The sequence below is a fragment of the Salinispora fenicalii genome (assembly GCF_000514815.1).
In the GTDB taxonomy this organism is placed as follows: domain Bacteria; phylum Actinomycetota; class Actinomycetes; order Mycobacteriales; family Micromonosporaceae; genus Micromonospora; species Micromonospora fenicalii.
Map to the genome: position 1 here is coordinate 221,417 of NZ_AZWQ01000008.1, position 19,114 is coordinate 240,530.

General features: G+C 65.2%; 14 protein-coding genes and 1 pseudogene. 6 read left to right on the plus strand and 9 right to left on the minus strand.

Translation table 11 applies throughout. The annotated features are described in order from the left end of the window. Position 1: 1 nt before the first annotated feature. Positions 2–592, plus strand: coding sequence for a GNAT family N-acetyltransferase (locus tag B116_RS0100980; protein WP_027658943.1), 591 nt, complete (start codon positions 2–4; stop codon positions 590–592). A 111-nt stretch (positions 593–703) separates the two neighbouring features. Here B116_RS0100980 and B116_RS0100985 read toward each other — a convergent pair whose 3' ends face one another. Continuing rightward, the gene (locus B116_RS0100985; protein ID WP_026321973.1) at positions 704–2,497 is read right to left on the minus strand and encodes an AMP-dependent synthetase/ligase; all 1,794 of its coding nucleotides are present in this window, start codon (positions 2,495–2,497) and stop codon (positions 704–706) included. A gap of 498 nt (positions 2,498–2,995) precedes the next feature. Continuing rightward, entirely contained in the window at positions 2,996–3,604 is a 609-nt protein-coding gene (locus B116_RS0100990; RefSeq protein WP_018723652.1) for a TetR/AcrR family transcriptional regulator, read from the minus strand. 109 nt (positions 3,605–3,713) lie between these two features. On the opposite strand from B116_RS0100990, the gene B116_RS0100995 reads away from it, so the two are divergent. Next, complete coding sequence (locus B116_RS0100995; protein WP_027658944.1) at positions 3,714–5,309, plus strand: FAD-dependent monooxygenase; 1,596 nt, start codon at positions 3,714–3,716, stop codon at positions 5,307–5,309. Between the two features lie 62 nt (positions 5,310–5,371). Here B116_RS0100995 and B116_RS24570 read toward each other — a convergent pair whose 3' ends face one another. Both B116_RS24570 and B116_RS0101005 read right to left on the minus strand, forming a co-directional pair. Next, a complete protein-coding gene (locus tag B116_RS24570) occupies positions 5,372–6,127 on the minus strand; it encodes a hypothetical protein (protein WP_050591818.1) in 756 nt (251 codons plus the stop codon). Beyond that, complete coding sequence (locus B116_RS0101005) at positions 6,124–6,303, minus strand: hypothetical protein (protein ID WP_018723655.1); 180 nt, start codon at positions 6,301–6,303, stop codon at positions 6,124–6,126. The genes B116_RS24570 and B116_RS0101005 overlap by 4 nt, the downstream gene beginning before the upstream one ends. A 629-nt stretch (positions 6,304–6,932) precedes the next feature. Between B116_RS0101005 and B116_RS24575 the strand changes: the two genes are divergently transcribed. Beyond that, positions 6,933–7,268, plus strand: coding sequence for a hypothetical protein (locus B116_RS24575; protein ID WP_033667211.1), 336 nt, complete (start codon positions 6,933–6,935; stop codon positions 7,266–7,268). A 240-nt stretch (positions 7,269–7,508) separates the two neighbouring features. Here B116_RS24575 and B116_RS0101015 read toward each other — a convergent pair whose 3' ends face one another. Next, the gene (locus B116_RS0101015; RefSeq protein WP_026321974.1) at positions 7,509–8,180 is read right to left on the minus strand and encodes a TetR/AcrR family transcriptional regulator; all 672 of its coding nucleotides are present in this window, start codon (positions 8,178–8,180) and stop codon (positions 7,509–7,511) included. A gap of 97 nt (positions 8,181–8,277) precedes the next feature. On the opposite strand from B116_RS0101015, the gene B116_RS0101020 reads away from it, so the two are divergent. The 3 genes and pseudogenes from B116_RS0101020 to B116_RS24580 form a co-directional block, all read left to right on the plus strand. After that, complete coding sequence (locus B116_RS0101020) at positions 8,278–9,684, plus strand: MFS transporter (protein ID WP_027658945.1); 1,407 nt, start codon at positions 8,278–8,280, stop codon at positions 9,682–9,684. Next, complete coding sequence (locus tag B116_RS0101025) at positions 9,681–10,658, plus strand: saccharopine dehydrogenase family protein (protein ID WP_027658946.1); 978 nt, start codon at positions 9,681–9,683, stop codon at positions 10,656–10,658. The genes B116_RS0101020 and B116_RS0101025 overlap by 4 nt, the downstream gene beginning before the upstream one ends. 243 nt (positions 10,659–10,901) lie before the next feature. Beyond that, positions 10,902–11,206, plus strand: a pseudogene (locus B116_RS24580) (haloacid dehalogenase); the annotation flags it as partial. 310 nt (positions 11,207–11,516) lie between these two features. Here B116_RS24580 and B116_RS26065 read toward each other — a convergent pair. From B116_RS26065 to B116_RS24595, 4 genes are all read right to left on the minus strand, one after another. Next, positions 11,517–11,711 (minus strand): hypothetical protein, encoded by a 195-nt coding sequence (locus B116_RS26065; protein WP_155255706.1) that lies wholly within the window; start codon positions 11,709–11,711, stop codon positions 11,517–11,519. 177 nt (positions 11,712–11,888) lie between these two features. After that, on the minus strand, positions 11,889–12,299 hold the full coding sequence (locus tag B116_RS0101040) for a PH domain-containing protein (RefSeq protein ID WP_188115976.1): 411 nt from the start codon (positions 12,297–12,299) through the stop codon (positions 11,889–11,891). A gap of 73 nt (positions 12,300–12,372) precedes the next feature. After that, complete coding sequence (locus B116_RS24590) at positions 12,373–13,002, minus strand: DUF4304 domain-containing protein (RefSeq protein ID WP_033667224.1); 630 nt, start codon at positions 13,000–13,002, stop codon at positions 12,373–12,375. Positions 13,003–13,043: 41 nt separating this feature from the next. Further along, positions 13,044–19,097 carry an RHS repeat-associated core domain-containing protein gene (locus B116_RS24595; RefSeq protein ID WP_223874485.1) on the minus strand — a complete coding sequence of 2,018 codons (6,054 nt, stop codon included), beginning with the start codon at positions 19,095–19,097 and terminating at the stop codon, positions 13,044–13,046. Positions 19,098–19,114 lie beyond the last annotated feature (17 nt).

The following is a 19,114-nucleotide window of genomic DNA, read 5'->3' on the forward strand; positions in this document are numbered from 1 at the left end:
CATGACCTGGGCTGAGAAGGCAGCGCGCATTCTTGAGAACCAGCACGTCAGGCTGCACCCCGTCACGGAGTCCGACCGAGGGGGGATCCGGGCGGTCGCCATGGACCCGCATATCTGGCGATACTTCGTGACGGCCGTGGAAAACGAGGCCGACTTCACGGCATTCTTCGACACCTGCCTCGCCGACCAGGCTGCTGGCCGGCGGGTGGTATTCGTCGTCACCGACCGGACCACCGGCCGCACCGCCGGCAGCATGAGCTACGGCAACCTGGCCGAGGCCGACGCCCGACTGGAAGTCGGCTGGTCCTGGCTGGGTCGCGACTTCCGCGGTAAGGGTGTCAACCGCTGGGCCAAGTACCTTCTCCTGGAACACGCCTTTGACCGACTCGGCGCCGAACGGGTCGAGTTCAAAACCGATGTGCGCAACGAACAGGCACGCAAGGGCCTGCGCAACATTGGCGCGGTGGAGGAAGGCACGCTACGTAGCTTCAACTACATGCCGGGGGGCCGGCGCCGCGACGCGATTTTCTACAGCGTGCTCCGGGCCGAGTGGCCTGGGGTGAAACAACACCTGACCGCTGGTCGGACGTAGGGGTGTGGGGTGGGTGGCGTCCCGGGGTTCGGCGCCAGTTGCGTGGACGCGAAGGCCCGGGCACGTAAGGGTTCACGTGCCCGGGCCTTCCAGCCAGTCACCGAAGGCAAGCTACTTGTACAGCTCAGCTACCTCGTCGGCGAAGTCCTCCATGATGACACTGCGACGCAACTTCAGCGACGGCGTCAGGTGACCCGACTCCACAGTGAACTCCTTGGGAAGAACCCGGAACCGACGTACCGCCTCGGCCGTCGACACCGCCGCGTTGCCCTCGTCCACGGCGCGCTGCAACTCGTGTAGAAGGTCGGGATCGTCGATAAGGTCGGAGACTGCGGCGTCAGCGGGTTTGCCCGCACCGGACTTCCAGTGCTCCAGGTACTCCGAATCGACGGTGATGAGTGCAGCGACGTACTTCTGCCCATCACCCACCACGAGTGCCTGGGCGACCAGCGGAGCGGCGGCGATGCGGTCCTCGATCACGGCGGGCGACACATTCTTTCCGCCGCTGGTCACCAGGATCTCCTTCTTGCGGCCAGTAATCCGCAGGTGCCCGTGCTCGTCGAACTCCCCGATGTCACCGGTCCGGAACCAACCGTCCTCGGTGAACGATTCGGCGTTGGCCTCATCGTTGTTCCAGTAGCCCGCGAACACCGGACCACCGGTGCACTGCACCTCACCGTCATCGTCGATCCTCATCTGTACGCTGGGCAGGACCCTCCCCACGGTCCCTGGCCGGAAGGATTCCAGCGAGTTGACCGCGACCGCTGCACTGGTTTCGGTAAGTCCGTAGCCCTCGAATACGGTGATGCCGCAGCCGCGGTAGAAGTGCGTGAGGCGCTCGCCCAGGGCCGCACCTCCGGAGATCACGAAACGCAGGTTCCCACCGAAGGCCGCCCGGAACCTGCGGTACACGAGTCGCTCGAACAGGGCGTGTCGCATGCGTAGGCCCAGTCCGGGCCGCTGCGCCTCCGAGTAGGCGGTCGCCGTCGCCGCCGCGGTGTCGAACACTTTGCCCTTGCCAGCTTCGTAGGCCTTACGCCGGGCGGTATTGTAGGCCTTTTCCAGCACGTAGGGAACCGAAAGCAGGAATGTCGGCTTGTAGCTGACCAGTTCCGCGGGCACCTGCTTGACGTCGGAGCAGTGCGCAATGGGCGTCCGCGCCACCATCGCACCGACCTCCACCATCCTACCGAAAACGTGGGCGAGGGGCAGGAACAGCAGTGTCGATGCCGGAGTGTCACCGAGCGGACCGAACATAGCGCGCAGCAGAGCTACGGCGTTACCCGCCTCGGCGAACAGGTTGGCATGGCTGAGAACGCAGCCCTTGGGCATCCCGGTGGTTCCGGAGGTGTAGATGATCGTGGCCGTGTCCTCCGGGAGTACGGCCGTCCGCCGCTCCTCAACGGCGGCGGGGTCAACGTCGGCACCCGCGGCTCGCAGTTCCTCCACCGCGCCACCGTCGATCTGCCAGACGTGTCGCAGGGCGGGTAATTTGCCCCGCATTTCCTGGATCACGTTCTCATGCGCCTCGGCCTCCACCACAACCGCTACCGCACCAGAGTCGCCGAGAATCCACTCGATCTGCTCAGGCGAGGAGGTCAGATAGATCGGCACCGGCGCCGCGCCGATCACCCAGAGGGCGAAGTCCACGAGCGACCACTCGTACCGGTTACCGGAGAGAAGACCCACGCGATCCCCACGCTCGACACCCTTGGCCATCAACCCTCGGGCGAGGTCGGTGACCTCGGTGTAGAACTCCGCGGCACTGACCGGCTCCCACCGGCCGTCGACTTTACGGTGGAATGCCGGCGCATCCGGCTCCTCCGCTGCGTTGCTCGCGATGAGGTCAGCGAGCCCGCCCTTCTCCGGCACCACGTATAGCGGCGGCGATGTCGACTCCCGCACCCGTTCCTCCAATATTCAGTGGCGGCGGTCGCCGCTGCTGGCATCAGGGGAACCGGCCGCCCAGCCTGTGAAGAGATTTCAGAGCTCCGACAGTGGTGCGTCACCGGACTCAACGCAGACAGCCCGGCTTTACTGGGAAGACCACAAAACAAGCCGGCGGGAGCGATCTGCTGCGCCCCACCAACCGCGCATTCACGTTAACCGAATTCTTCGCTAACGGGAAGGTCTGTTCGGCGCCATTCTCCGCCCACCAGGTCGACGCACGTTGGGCGGTTACCCGGGTGCGGATGCCGCCAAGGCCTGAGGTCAACTCGGGCGGTCCGGTTCGGTACGTCCACCCACTCCCACCCAGAACCCGCCGGGACAGACCGCCCTCACCCAGGGACAGCACCTCGAGCGCCCTCCGCCGCCGAGCCAACCCCGCCATCGGCGTGCCCGATCGACGAGGTGGTGGGGATTGGAGTCCTTGAATAGCCCTTTCCGGCTATGGCAATCAGATCAACGCCACCCCGTCGCAGCGCCGCCGAGCCTTCCACCGATTAGCGCTTGGGCAGCCTGGCCATAGGAGTCGGCGTCGAGGTGGGGGTCCCAGGAACGTTGCAGGATGAAGCCTTGAATGATTGAGATCAGGACCTGCGCCGCGGCGTCCGCGTCGATGTGGACGCCGATGTCGGCGGAGTTGACCTCGATGCTCTCCCGAAGCGCGGCGCGGGCCCGCCGTAACCCTTCCTGCATCCGCTCGGCGAGGGCGGGATCGCGGAGTGCTTCCCCCCACGCCTGCACCGCCAGTCGCATCCGCTCGTCGATCTGTTCGAGATCGAGCAGCGCGCCCGGCAGCGTAGCCAGCAGATCGGCGACGGGGCGCCCGGCCTGAACACCGTCCCGGACCACGGTCTCGATCACACTGATCGCCTCCAGGGAGATCGCCATGACGATGTCGTTCTTGGTGCGGAAGTAGCGGTAGACGGCGCCGAACGACAGGCCGGACTCGTCCACCACGTCCTGCATAGAGGTGCGGTGAAAGCCGTCGCGGGCGAAGCGGGTGGCGGCGGCCGTCAGGATCTGCCGGCGGCGGGCAGCGCGGTGGTCTTCAGAGACTTTCGGCATCCGCTCATCGTAAAGCGAGCGCTCCCTCTTGACGGCGCCTCGTGGGAGGCGCAATCTAAAAGAGAGCGAGCGATCGCTTTTATCAGTTCCCGGTAGAGAGGTGCACGACATGTCACACCCGCAGGTGCTGATCGTCGGGGCCGGCCCCACCGGCCTGGTCCTCGCCGCCCAACTGACCCGACTCGGCGTCGACGTCCGAGTCATCGACAAGCACGCCTCCCCACTGGAGCTGACCAAATCCGCCGCACTGCACGCCCGTACGCTGGAACATCTCCGTGATCTCGGGGTGGCCGACCGGATTCTCGCCGAAGGGGAGCGGGTCGACGTACTCACCCTGCGAACGAGTCACCGCGACCGACTGAGCGTCGACTTCCGCGTACTCGACGACACGGCGTACCCACACCTGGTCGACATTCCGCAGTACCGCACCGAGCAGATTCTCATCGATCACCTGACCCGGCACGGCGTTGCGCTACACCGCAACACCACCCTGGTCGGCCTCACCTCGACCGACAGTGGAGTCACCGCCACCCTCACCACGCCGGACGGCGGCACCGAAACCGTGACCACACAGTGGGTCGTCGGCTGCGACGGCGCGCACAGCACGGTTCGGGACCTGCTCGGGATCGACTTCGACGGCACCACCTACAGCGATCCATGGGTGCTCTGCGACGCGGTGGTCGACTGGCCGTTGCCGCGCAACGAGATGACCTTCTCCAGCGACGGCACCGGGATCTACGGCGTCTTCCCCCTACCCGGGGAGAGGCGGTTCCGGCTGGCATACACCCAGACCATCGACGCCACCGGGCAGCCGGTACCACCCACTCACAACGATGCGCAGGCGGCCCTGTCCCGGACCGGCATCCCCGCCACCATCGAGTCCACCGACCAGTTCTGGACCTTCAACCTGGCTCGCAAGCAGGCGAACAGCTACCGCGCGGGTCGAGTCTTCCTGGCCGGCGACGCCGCGCACGTCCACACCCCGTTCGGCGGCCAAGGGCTCAACCTCGGCGTCGCCGATGCGATCAACCTGGGCTGGAAACTCGCCGCGGTGCTCGCCGGTTGGGCCCCGATCGCACTACTCGACAGCTACCAGGCCGAACGGCACCGCATCGGACGACAGGTCGTCCGCTTCACCCACCTCGGCGCGGAGGCGATGCTGTTGCGGGGCGACCCGCGCCGGCACCTGCGTGACATCGTGCTGGCCGGGCTGCAGGCCAGCACACCGGCCCGCCGACTGCTCGCCCACCGGCTGTCCCAACTCGCCCACAGCTACCGCGGTACCGCCGGGGTGACCGGCCGCAAGGGCGGACTGCACGGTGGCGACCGCCTACCCGACCCGACGCTGTTCGACGGGATCACCCACCAGCCGCAGCGCCTACACGACCACCTCGCCACCGACCGCCACACCCTCCTGCTGACCGCACCGAAGCCCGACCCGGCTCTGCCGACACAGATCAACAAGCTGGCCGACACGCTGGCCCGCCGCCGGTCCGGTGCGGTGGAGCTGCGGCTACTGACCCCAGCCTGGCAGGTGGCCCAGGCCGTACGCGCCCCGGTTCCGGTCCTCCTCGACCGGGGCCGCAACGCCCAGAAGCTGTACGACGCCGGCGCCGCGGCCTTCGTGATCCGGCCGGACCGGCACATCGGCTACGCCGGCCCACCGGAGCCGACCCGAATCGAGCGGTACCTGTCTGGCGGGTAGGCAGGGTGCGGCGACTCCCCTGGAGTAGGAGACACGAACAACGCCGACGTGGAGGCGAGTCGCTAGAAGGCGACAAGCTTGTCGCGGTTTGGCAGTACGGGCTCCTCGGGCGAGAGGATCTCAAAATCCATGCTGCGGAGCACGTCGGCGGCGAGCTCAGGATCATCCCGCACCGCCGCCCGTAGTTGCATCTTGCGCCATTGCTCGCGCCCATGATGGATCGCCTGTCGAAAAGCCGGGCAGGTGTCAATTCCGAACTCGAAGATCAACATTTCAAGAACATCTTCAATACACGGACGGAAACGATGGCCACCGAGCGGGAAATGGAGTTCGGCGAGGCGAGGGACCTTGACCTTCCGTTTACGCGCCTTCGGCCTTCCGCGTTCCGCGGCGGTCATCAGATAGATTGTCTCGTCGCGGTGGGCATGAACCTGCAGGTGAGCGGCGGGGATCACGCCACCGGGCTGGCGCACGTACTCGTACCGGAAAAGCGGTGTATCCTTCTCGTCCAACCTGACATGAAACCAAGATTTGTCGACGGCGAGGAACCGGCTCGCACTGTCCCATCCGCAGAAGAACTTGATGAACAGTTGCAGGCGAGCCTTCCCGTTAATCGTCAACTGAATCGGTCGAAATTCGAGAGTACCTGTATCGATCACCCCTACAACGATCCGAGCAGATGAGCCCTCGCCTAAAATTACAGCAGTAAACGAGTCAGCCGCGGCGACGACGGACTGAATCCTGGCAGTCAGGTCGTCCGCGAAGGCTGATGCCCGGCGGTAAAGATCGTCGGAGGCGGCTACAGCCGGCGAGATCACGCGCCAAGAAGATAGTCGATGGCACGAAGGGCCTCGAACGCTCGCCGCTCGCTGGGCTGCAACGTGTAGGAAGCGGCCCGCCCACGCAACACCTCGTAGCTCATGCCGACACGATCAAGGATGCGGCGACGACGCTCAAGCAACTCTTCACGCGACATGCTGATGGCCGTTGCCATGCTTCCTCCCGCGCTCGGTCGTGCTGCTGTGGCTACCGTCATGGTATGTCGACCCCCTGACACATGCAGCGACTGATGACGCTGCGGCTCGCGTTCGAGTGCGCACTGTAACGAGATCCAAAGGCTGACCGGGAGGGGCCGCCGGACTGACTTTGTGTCGGAAAGGCGATTCAACAGGACATGGACGCCGACGACGAGCCGCTCGACGGGAGGACCGGGCTGACCAAGGACCCGGCCCAGGTACACCATGCAGGAACACCGCCAACCTCAGCGGCCAGCCAGTAGGCAAGTCCAGCGGTATCGTGACGGCGAGGTTCTGGTCGACCGCCTCCACCAAGGCAGTACCTCGGACTTTGGCGACGTCCTGCGCCGACTAATCGGCGACGTCGGCAAGCGGCGAGTACCGCATGGATCGAGTACCACCGCATCCCAGCACCGCACCGTGCCCGTCGAGCGGCAGGTTCGGGACGGTAGAGAGTTGCCCGAGCCCACGCCGTTGGCCTCCCCGAACGGCCATCGAACTCAGCGGCCGGTCGGGAGTCCGGCCGGGAGGGGCGTACCTGAGCCCACAACACCGTTGACTCAGCTGGCGGCTGACCACCCGCCCAGAACGTGCGATAGTCGCAGGCGTGGCCTTTCCGCTGGAGGCGCTGCCAGACGCTGTACTGGCTCGGGCCCAGACCTGGGCGAGGTTGGGCATAGCATGGCACACGCGACCGATCAAGCCGAATCATGGCAAGCCGATCATTGTCAGCGAGTTCGAATCCGCGTCATGGCTTGCCGTAATCACGATTTGGAGCACCGGCGAGGCTGAACTGGAGACAGTCCGTCTGGCCGACGAACGGGTCATCAACAAGCACCACGATCTGACCAGCACCGACGACCTCGAAGCACTGCTCGACGAACTCGTCGCCCTACTCATCAACGACCGCATCCCCGAGGCGGCAGTTGTTGCCCACCTGTGACACCAGCCTGAGCCACGAATCGAGCGTTGCCCTCGGAGCGCCCGAACTCGCATGAGCGCATGGCGGTCAGCGCGTCCGCCCAGATCGACCGGCACCCTCCCGACCGCTCCTCTACAACCTGCCGGCGGGGCCGGTCGAGCCCTGCCTGGGTGTAGGACAAGAGCCTCGCGCAACTGCTGTTTCGTCGAACCCGCTCCACGGGCGGGCGCCCGGCGTGATCCAGCCAGGTTCGCCTCTGCGCTACGGCAACGTCGTGAGTAGGCGTTGCAGGGCGTTCGTGGCCCAGTCCCGCCATCGCGTGTGCGCCCAGCCCTGATGGTGCACGAGCAGGTGGTATGTCTCGGGGCTGAGGATGGCCAGGGCGGTGTCGGCGGCCGCGTCGACGGCCATGTTGGCGGGCAGCGGCGTCTTGCGGGCCAACGCTTCGGCGAAGATACGTTGCACGGTGAGCCGCTGCTGAAGATTGGTCGCCCATACCTCGGCTAGTTCGGCGTCGATGGTGGCAGCGCTGCGCACGACGTCCAACAGTGGCGCGGCGCGCCGATAGACGTCTGCGGCGCCGGCGACCTGCCGGCGGATCTGCCCGCGTGGGTCCGGATCGGCGAGTGCGTCCCGCACCCAGGGCCGCTCAAGTGTGGGAACAGGTTCGTCGTCACCGGCGATGGCCAGGTCGAGGGCCGCGGTGAGGATGGCCCGCTTGGTACCGAAGCTGTAGTAGACGCTCTGCTCGCTCACGCCGGCCCTGGCGGCGATGGCCGCGATGCTGGTGCTGCTGTAGCCGGCGGTGGTGAACAGCTCGGTGGCCGCCGTGGTGATCCGCGTCCGGGTGGACCGGGATCGCGCGGTCCTGCCGTCCTCGGATGGCCTCTTCACGGTTGGTTGCTGGCGGTTGCGGTGTGGTGTTTCGCTCACACCATTGACTATAGCCCGACTACAAAAACATTCTTGTAGCGTGACTACTAAAACTTGGGGCCGAGGTGGGCTGGCCGCACTGCTGCTGCTCACCTCCGTGGAACTCGTGGTGTTTCTTGAGGTGTCGATCGTCAACGTCGCACTGCCGGCGATGGGTGCAGCGCTGGCGTTGACCGAGTCCGGGCTGACCTGGGTGGTCAACGCCTACCAACTCACCTTCGGCGGCTTGCAGCTGGTCGCCGGTAGGGCCGCGGACGTGTTCGGCCGGCGCCGCATGTTCCAGGCCGGAATCGCGCTGTTCACCGGCGCGTCGCTACTGGCGGGCCTCGCACCCGACGCGGGCACGCTGCTGCTGGGTCGAGCGATACAGGGCGTTGGTGCGGCGATCGTGGTCCCCGCCGAGCTCGCGTTGATCGCCGCGATCTTCACCGAACCCGCTGCCTACCGTCGGGCGTTCGCGGTATGGAGCGCCATGGCCGCCGCCGGTGCGGGCTCGGGTGTGGCGTTGGGCGGCGTCCTGACCCAGACACTTGGATGGCCCTGGATCTTTCTGATCAACGTCCCGATCGGTGTGGTCGCCCTTATCCTGAGCCCGCGCCTGCTCCCCGCCGACCCGCCGTGGGCCGGGCGTGCCAGTGGCGCTCGGACGCAGCTGGACCTGATAGGTGGACTCACCGTCACCGGATCCGTGCTCGCCATGGTCCTGCTCGCCACCGAGTTGCCCACCGCCGGGTGGACGCCGCTCACCTACACGGCAGCCGTCGCCACCCTCGGGCTCGGTACGGTGTTCGCGGTCAACCAGCGGCGTCATCCGGCCCCGATCCTGCCGCCGCAACTGCTGCGGATACGCCAGGTACGGGCCGGCGTCGCGGCCAACGCTCTCGTGGGCGCCTCCCACGTGCCAGCGTTCGTGCTGCTGTCGCTCATGCTTCAGCAGGCCATGGGATACTCCGCCCTCGCCGCCGGATTCGCCGTACTGCCTATCGCCGCGGTCAACATGGTCACCGCGCGTACCGCGCTGCCCTGGGCGATCGGCCGCTTCGGGTCACGCGCGGTTCTCGCGGCCGGGATGTTCCTGGTCGCGCTCGGCCTGGCCGGATACGCGATCCTGCTGCACCCCGGCGCCAGCTACCTGACCGCCGTGTTGCCGGCCAGCCTGATCTTCGCAGCCGGCCTGCCTGCTGTGTTCGTCGGTTCCACCGCCCCCGCCGTACGCAGCGCACCTGAAAATCAGCAAGGAGCCGCCTCTGGCCTGGTCAACACCGCCCAACGCCTCGGCGCCGCCCTGGGCCTCACCGCCTTGCTGATGGCCTCGGCAGCATGGACCGACAACCGCGGCAGCGGCGACGGGGCCACCGCGATCGCCGATGGTCTGCGCCTGGGGTTTGCCGGCGCGGCCGCCATCGCCGTCCTGGGAATCCTCTGCGCGCTGGCCATGGGCACCCGAGAACCGAAGAAGCCGGCGAGCGGCGATACACCACCACAGGAGGCGGTCGCCCGATGAACCGGATCCTCGTCCTCGGCGGATACGGCGCCGTCGGCATGCACGCCGTGACCGCACTGGTCAGTCACCTACGCACGACAGAAGTGGTGGTGGCCGGCCGTAACCCACACCGTGCGCCGCGCGTACCGGGGTCCACCGTGGTGCGCCTGGACGCCGCCGATCCCGGCGACCTGGCCACCGCGCTCAACGGGGTTGACGCCGTGCTCATGTGCGCCGAACTCGATAACGCGCGGATCGCTCGCGCCTGCCTGGAGCGGGGAATCCACTACGTGGACATCTCGGCTTCCCACCAGCTGCACGTCGAGATCGAACAACTGGACGAGCTCGCCTCCCAGCGGCAGGCCACAGCGGCCCTCAGCGTCGGACTGGTCCCCGGGGTCAGCAACCTGCTTGCCCGACACTGCGTCGAACAGTCAACAACGCGGCAGGTGCACATCGGCGTGCTGCTCGGTTCCGGGGAACGGCACGGGCCAGCGGCGCTCGCCTGGACTCTCGATGGGCTGGGCCGCCTACACGGCTCGTGGGCAATGCGATTTCCGGCGCCGTACGGCGAGCGAACCGTGTACCGGTTCCCGTTCTCAGACCAGTACACGCTCTCCACCACGCTGGGTGTCGCCGCGAGTACCGGCCTATGCCTAGACTCCCGACTGACCACCACGCTGCTGGCAGCCGCCGGGCGACCCGGCATCGCCCGCCTGCTACATCGCCCCTGGGTCCGCCGCGTCATGCTGAACGCGTTGGCCAAGATCAAGCTTGGCGGTGACGGATTTGCCGTCACCGTCGACTCCGGCGCCAGTCAGGCAAGCTTCAGCGGCCGCCAGCAAAGTCGCGCTACCGGTCTCGCTGCGGCGCTACTCATCCGAGACCTGCCCACTATGCCCTCGGGAGTACGGCACATCGAGCACCTCGTGGAGCCGAGAGCCTTTCTCACCGAACTCGCCGCCAGCGGGTTCACCCTCAACCTGAGAAGCTGACTACCCGGCAGCACAGCTCGGCTGGCAGTGAGGCGGCTGCGTTCGTCCAGCGGTACAGGGTCCGCAGCCGCCGCTGACCGAAGTCCACCGACGGGAACAGGGCGTTCGCGAGCTGGAACGACGTCCAAGATCGGCGGCCATCCTGGTGCCGATGGTCCCGGCGGCTCCGGTGAGCAGCAGTGTCACGGCTTCCAGCACCGGGTCGCACTCGGTGTGGCCGGCGGCTCGGCACTGGCCCGCCAGGTGGCTCGGCTCGCGGTACATGTTGTTGATCCTGATGGGAGCACTAGACACAATCGCCGGGTGGCCACGAGCGCATTCTTCGATGTGGGCGAGACCATCGTTGACGAGTCCCGGGAGTACGGCGCACCTGGGCGGACTGGCTCGCAGTGCCGCCCCACACCTCCTCGGCCGTCTTCGGGACGGCAATCGCTCGCGGCCTGGACTACCGGGAGACGTTCCAGGTCTTCCGACCGGGCTTCGACCTGACCGAGGAACGGGAACGCCGGACGGCGGCGGGACAGCCGGAGTCCTTCACCGAGGAAGACCGCGCATCTTGGGTGAAGTCGGGGTCGGTGCTGGCTTTCCAGGTTCTTGGTGGCCCGCCATAGTACGCCACGTTCGTGCAGAATCTGCCGGATAGTCTCGACATTGATCGTCGTGACGTAGCCAACGGCGATGAGATAGTCGCGCAGTTTGGGCCAGGGCCCAGCCCGAGAACGGCTGGCTGAGGAAACGGGGGTCGCACCGGGCGATGACGCAGATCCAGTCGCGGGTCTGCTCATCGGTCCGTCTCGGTGCGCCATCGCTCCGTTTTGGGTCCCAGCGCGTCGAACCCCCGCTCGTTGAACGCGTGGATCACATCGCGGACGTAGTCCTCGCTGGCCTGAGCAGGTAGGCGATGTCCGGCGCCGGCTGGCCCTGAGCCGACATCAGCACCACGATCGCCCGCCGCAGCTTCACCGGATCCTTCGCCGTCCGAGTGATCTGCTGCAACCGCTGACCCTCGGCCATCGACACCTGCCGGACGAACACTTCCGGCCCTCTACCCACCGACCACCACCTCCCACACGAGCACTGGGAGACAGCTTGCCTGATCCATCCTCAGAACCGACGCAATACCCAATCAACGTACAAAGACGAGACAATAGCATATAGGCCATACAATCGTTGTGGGCACTCGAAGCCCCAAATCTTGACGAGCCACTTGGTCGCGCAACGCGCACTCTATCAGGCGGCGGCGCCACGTCGCCTGGCGCTCATGATCGTCGCTGTCACCTCATCCGCCCGCGTTTGCGAGTTCTTCCATTTCGCCAGATTGGATTTCTGCACAGCCCATGCCACCACCAGGTCACCCGAAGCGGTCGTGATGGTCAAACCACCGTAGCCCGGCTCAACCTTCACCACATCACCGAGCGGTATCCGCTTTGAACCGCTGGGATTTCGCACCATCACCTCGCTGTCCGTGAGGATCACCGCCGGGTGGAAGGCAAAACGAATCGCGGTGACGACGCCGCCGACGATCACCAGGCCGACGAGGAATATATTGGACCAGATCAGCCAGGAATAGTAGCTGAACAACGAAATAGCAGCGAGCGTCCCGAACCGCCCTAGTGGCGATACCTTCCACACCTGGTGCATGGTGGATACCCTACTCGATCTGTTCGAAAATCGGCAGCCCGCAAAGCTCGACCAGACGCTCGTCAGAAAACTCTCACCGTTGGCCGGTTTCCGGAGCTCGGCCGGTGGCATAGTTCCACACCGTTCGGATCGGGACAGAGTCGTGGGTACGGGCCGGTCTCTCCACGAACAACAGATGCTCCAACTCGTCGGTGCGCCCCTCCCCAGCCAGGATCCAGGCACGGGTCAGCCAGGCCCCCGGACCGAGAATGTCCGGAGTCCGGTTCAGCACGACGTCCCGGTCAAGCAGCGACAAAAGCTGCGGCATCAGGTCGTCCAATTGTTGCCGCACTCGCGCGGACACCTGGGCTGCGGAGTCCTCGTCGGCGATACGCCACTGGTCGTTGCCCGACAGCCCTGAGAAACGAAGCCGCCTACGCCACCCGCCGTCGTAGTGGCGGGGCAGCTCCTCAACCGACCACCCGGTTCGCTGCCGGTCCCATTCCCACTTCGGTGCCAGCACCAGGCCGATGTTGATGTAGAAGGCCTTCTCCCAGTGGCTGGAGTGATTTGACGGCTGAACCTCGAAGATGAGCACGTCCCCTTCGGGAGAAAATCGACGAAAGACGCGCCCCTCCTCTCCCCGCTCGAAGCCATGCCCGGCGAGCTGGATCGCCAAGTCCTCGACAAAGCCGTTGAACGACAACTGCGCGGACACCAGCATCTCCTTCCCAGCTTGCCGAAGCAGCAGCGACAGACACAGAATCACCCCGATGCTATCAAGGAACCGCCGACGGCAGCAGCACCAAGGGCTACCCCACAACCTCCTGCGGTGGCCAAGACACACACACCGACCGCGGCGCCGCCGGCGATCGTACCGACCACCCACGGATTTTTGATTACCGGCTCCTGGACCTGTACCGGCTTGGGCACCCGCACCGGTTGCGGCGCCGTCACCGGGGGCGGCGGAGGCTTGGGCTCACGCCACCTGAATGGACGGTACAAGACCTGGCCCTCGGTCGGCCCATTGAATACCACAACGGACTCCGGGGTGCCGGGCACCGTCGCGAATAGCAGCGAGGTCAGCGCGAATCCGGGCTCGGCGTCATATTCACCCAGAGCGTTGATTTTGCGAATGTAGTGCTTGAGGTCCTGATGAGCCTCGTCCGGACGGTGGGCTATCTTTACCTCCCAGACATAGATTGTCTTGGTGTCTTCATCAATGTAAACAATGTCCGCATAACCTGGATGACCGCACTTCCCTTTGTGCGACTTTGTCTTACAGCCACCCCTAATCTGGTACTCTAAGAGCACCATCTCCGGGTCGCCACCCATATCGGCCACCTGCTTCTTGATTCGTTCGTGGGCCGCACGCTGAGCCGCGTTGTGTCGGACAGTATTGAGGAAGCCGCGGTAGCTCTCCCGAGCCTTTCTTGATTCTTTGGCTTGCTTCGTCTCATGCTTTCTTACCCGCTTGTGATACTCTGACCAGGTCTCTTCCTCGAACTTAAGGCCGGACGGGTCGGAGAGGGTGACAGGATTGTTGTTGCTGTAGACGTAGCCATTGATCTGCTGCGGGTCGAGCAGGTCCATGACCGGATCAAGGGAAACGAACCGCCCCAGGACCGGGTCGTACTCGCGAGCTCCAAGATGGATCAACCCGGTATTGTCGATAGTCCCGCCGACAAATCCCTTGTCGTTGGGCCAGACCGGCGTACCGCCGCGCGGCGTGCCGTACGGCGTCTGCCGGCGGACGGTAGCCTGCTGGTTGCTGGCCTGGATGGCCACTAGTGCGGTTCCCTGGTGATCCGGCGAAAGCCAGGTCAGCCCGCCGCTGGTCCGGGAAGCGACCATCGACCCGGCGAACGAGTAGAACCGAGTGCAGGTCGTGGTGCCGGTGCTCGCGCCGTAACGAATCTCCTGCCCGGGTAGGTAGAGAGTCCTACCGGCCGGGTCCCGACGAATTAGCCGATTGCCGTCGGCGTCGTAGATGTAGCGCGTTTCTCCTGTCGCATCGGTCGACGTCTCCAGGTGCCCCTCTGCATCCCAGGTCAGGGTCTGGGTACCTGCTGACGGCGTGGGCCGGCTGGTCAGGTTGCCCGTGGCGTCATAGGTGTAGCTGCCGGGGCTGGCACCCGAGGTGGCCGTAACTGCATGAGGCCGGACGCTGTTTGCGCCGGAGGCTGGATACGCGTACGTGGTGGTCACGTCACCGGCACTACGGTGCACCACCTCGGACGTCCGATTGCCGAGCACGTCGAAGCGCCAGGAGTGCCAGTACGGCGCCGGCCCGCCGAGAGCTGCGACACTCCGTGATGCGGTGCAGTCGCCGCTACCGGGCGTCCATGCCTCGGTGAGCCGTCGAACGTGGTCGTAGCCGAAGCATTGGGTATCGTCGACCGGGTCGGCAGCGGTGTCGACAATCTTCGTGATATTGCCGATGTCGTCGTAGCTGTATTGAGTGTTCGCGACGATGTGCGGAGCCACCGCGTCCCGGTCGGTGCGGACACCAGTGAGACGGCCCGTCTCCAACTCTCGCGTGTACGATTGGAAGACGCGTCCACCGCTGCCGGTGTACAGCTCGATCTGGTCGATGTCACCGAGGGCGTTGTAGTCGGTGTCGGCCACGTACGACGACGACTGGTTCCCCAGAAGCGTGTGCAACGTGGTGGGCTTCCCCAGGCTGCTGTAGCCACGGGTCAGCGTCTCGGCCGGCATACCCGTATTGGTTGACGGAATACTCGTCGTGGCAACCGTGTCGTCGAGATTGTACGTACTGTTGTAGTTGTACGTACCACCCAGGCCGGTCTCACTGTTCGGAATGACGACCTGGGTGTTCCCGGGCAGGTAGCTGTCGTTGTAGTCCAAAATCTTGACCTGGTATGAGGCGGACCCCACGAACCGAGTCGACTGGGACAGATAGCCCTTGGCGACGGTGTCATAAATCCACTGGGCACGCATCGGACCACCCAGCTGGTTCTCGTAAATAGCCCGCTTGCGGCCCAACGGGTCGTACAGATAGGCAATCTTCTTGCCCGCTGCATCGGTGACCGTGCTGACCCGTCCGGCGTTGTCATACGTAGAAACGGTCAGCCCCTTGTCGGGGTCATCAATCTCCGTCTGCCGGCCACGAACGTCGTACCGATAATTCCAATCGTTGCCTTTTGCGTCGACAATCTTTGTTAGATGACCCCGCCGGTCGTAGCTATACGATGTCGCGTCCCAACTGCCAGCCGTGCCGGGGGTCGGCGTCGTACCGTGGTACTGCCGGAGTTCCACTAGCCGGTCGCGCACGTCCGTGACCTTCGAGGTTGCAGTACCACCCTGCGGTGGAGTGAGGTCGGTGCGGTCGCCGGCATAGTAGGTGGAGGTGCGCCACCGCTCCGCGCCGTACGGCTGGAAGATATCTGCGCTCGTCCGTCCGGCCCCGTCGTACTCGGTGCGCGTCTGCCGCGGTACGAACGCCTTGTCCGTCGCCGTCAACAGCGTCCCACCGGGTGCGCCCGTCGCATGGTAGGTGTCGAACTTGAGCGACGCCCGGCCCGCGGTGTCGTAGAACGATTCGGTGACGAGCCGGCCGCCGGACGATGAAGGACGCTGCGTCTGGCGCTCGCGCATCAATCCGTCGAGAAGCTCATACGACCTGACGTACTCGCCGTCGGCATTCAGCCGCGAAGTGGTGATGACCGATGGGGCGTTAGTTCGGATCTGGTAGCTGAAGGTGTTGTTGGCAGTCTCGGTGGCACTGTCCCGGCTGGGACCCCAAACTGCCGTCAGCCGCCCGAGCGGATCGTAGCTCAGATCGGTGCGCTTGCCGTTCGGGTCAATGATCGAAGTCGGCAGACTCCAGGCGGGATCCAGGCTCGTTGTCGTCTCGTGCAGTAACGGGTTCGCGGAGACGGTCGAGGTGACCGGAGCATCGGTGGAAGGGGTGAAGGCGATGGTGGTCGCCCGATTCATCGCGTCCCAGGTGGACGTCACCCGGCCATGAACGTCGTAAGCGTCTCGCTTGATCGTGGTAAAGGTCGGCGCTCCCGAGTTCCAGGCGGCAATCTCCTCGGTGTGGGTAGCCAGACCCCTGGTCGGGGTCGCCTCGAACGCCTGATTGTCATAGCGGGTGCGGGTCTCCCCGATCACATCTGCTTCGGCGAGACCGCCTGGTGTTCCGGTGTCGGCGCACGCGACTGCAAACGATTGCACTCGGTGCAGCCGGTCAACCATCCATGCGTCGGTGTTCCGGGGAGTGTAGTCGTTCTTTGTGCACTGCTCATCACCGGCGACACCGTCCAAGCCGAAATCATCAATGCTCTCGGGCATGCCATAGCTGTCATAGGTGGTGACGGTCTTGTTGACCCGCTCGCCGCGCCCTCCGTCGAGAGTGGTGTGGCGTGTGACGGTGCCGACACGGGTGAAGCGGGCTGTGACGGTATCCCCGTTGATCGTGCGGGTGGCAGTAGGCGCAGAGGCCCACGGCGTTGTCAGCTCGCGTTGGACCACCGCCCCGCCGGGGCCGTCGAGAACCTTGGTCTCCCGGGCCATGCCCGCGTACCAGTCTTCATCGTGGATTCCGTCGATAGTGACGGTACGCGTGCCTCCAGTCGGCGATTGCTTGTCGCCATGCATGCCGCGGAAGTACCGGGTTTCGGTGTACTCCCTCTCACCGGCGTCACCGACGGTGACGCCCACTCGCTCATATCCGCGGTAGCCCGACCAGGTTTTGTGGTTGCGCTCTACTAGTCCGTCGTCATCGTTGTAGTGCCAGGCGACGTCGCCGTAGTAGGTGTAGGAATATGCGACCCGTGGACTGCCCTGAGGCGGCGCGCCACCAGTGTTGTCGCTTTCATAGATGGTGGCCACCACGTACTTGTGGAACCAGTCGGTGACCGGGTTGGAGTAGCCCTCTGGTTCCCAGATCACTGGGTAGCATCGACGGGTGTTGGTGTGAGGGGTGGGTTTGGTTTGACCGGCCTTGCAGTCCTGAGCCGAATAGTTGACGCTGATGGTCCCGCCGGCTTCGTTGCGAATCTTCGCGATCCGCATCCAGTTCATCGCCGGAGCGAAATCGCCGATGGCGTCGACCCGGTTGGCTAACTGAACTGGGGTGAACTCAAGGTCCGGAACGGAGATACTCCCCCCGGCGAGGCCGGTGTGGGAAAGCTTGTCGAGCCAGAGCCCGGCGCGGGTACCGTCGCCCGGGTCCGGGAACGTGTGGGTAAGGGACCAGTGCTCAACGTTGCGATACCCCGTGCCATTGCGCACCTGAGTGGTAATGTCGGTAAGCCGCTTGGTGGACCAGAACGTGGGGAAAAACTTGTCCGGACACGAGGCCGCCGAACATGCCATGTCCCACGGGGTGTCCGGCCAGTGCACCTCGTCACGGGTGGAACAGTTGGTCAGGCACCGATCGGCGATGCCGAGATTCACCCGCATCGGCGCGTTCGTGTTCAGTGCAGAGTCGACACCGTTGATCTGACGGGTGCCGTAGTCGATTCGGGCGAGCCAACCGCCACGGTCATAGGTGGTGGCGTCGGCAGGGTTGAGGTTCCGGCCGTACTTGTTCGTTTCCCGCTCGTACCAGTAGGAAATGGAGTTACCTGAAGGATCAACGACGTAGTCGAGGTTCCATCGCCAGGCCTGCGTGCAGTCCGAGTCACTGAACGCCGCCGCATGGCAGGGTTCAGTGGGTTCGTTGCCGAAGACCGGCACCGTCAAGGTCGAGTTGGTGACTGGCTTGCCGGAGCTCCAACCCGGCAATTGGTTTCGACCAAACCAGTACTGGACGCCACTACTGGTCGTGATGACCCAGTGCTCACCGTTGTTGTCGCCATTGCTGGCGCCGGTCCTGCGTTCGATGCGCGAGCCGTCGTCGCCGCGCAGGTGCCACCGGTTCTGGGCCGCGTTGAAAATCAACTCGCCGGAGTTGCCTGTCAACGACAGGACCGCATTGTCGGTTTCCCAGCACAGATCGCCGGTCTTCTTGGTGTTGTTGGCCGAGCCGCCCATGTCTCGCGCACAGGGCTGGTATCGGCGCTCTATGAAGCCGCCGATCGAAGCATCAAAGCCTTCACCGATCCAGGAGGGCTGATTGTTTGAGGCGGCATGCTGCCCATCGACCGACTGCGCGGAGTAGGAAAGCCCGAGTTGCGGGGAGGGTCCGCCCAGTGCCGGCGGTGTCCGCATAGGGTACGACCAGGTGAACGCACCCGTGTTACCACCGACGGACCAGGTCGCCGAGGGCTTCAACGAGGTGGCCGAATAGTCGCCGGCCGGACCACTCGCACCCGCGGTCACCGCCACCATCGTCGGTGTCGCGCTGAGCGACAGCTCGGCCGAGAGCGACTTCGCACGTAGGTCATTTCGTGAGGGCAACGGCGTGCCGGCGCATTCCGGCCGGTGCGGGGTGGTCAAGGCACACTCGGGCAACGAGACCAGCCGCAGTCGGCTGGACCAGTCAGCACCGTAGGCCGTGGCGAAGGATTCATAGCTGATAGTGACTGTGGAACTACTTGTGGTGCGAACACCGTCGGCTCTGGCAAGGCTGACCAGCACGCCGTCGACCCGAGCCTGCTGCGTGGCCGCCCGGTCGAGGATTTCGATCCGTACCTGCTGCGGCGCCGACGTCCGCGCTGCTGCCGACCCCGACGACACGCGCACCGGTACGCCTGTGTCCGTCTTTGCCTGAGCATCACCGGACAGCTCGACGACCTCGGTGCGCGGCGCTGGCCACACCGGCGCTGGTTTCGCTGTGGCAGCTGCCGGACGCGCGACCGGCTTCGGTGCAGGCGGCGACGCTGGCTCAACGACTGGCACCGTCGGCACCGGTTTAGCCTGAGATG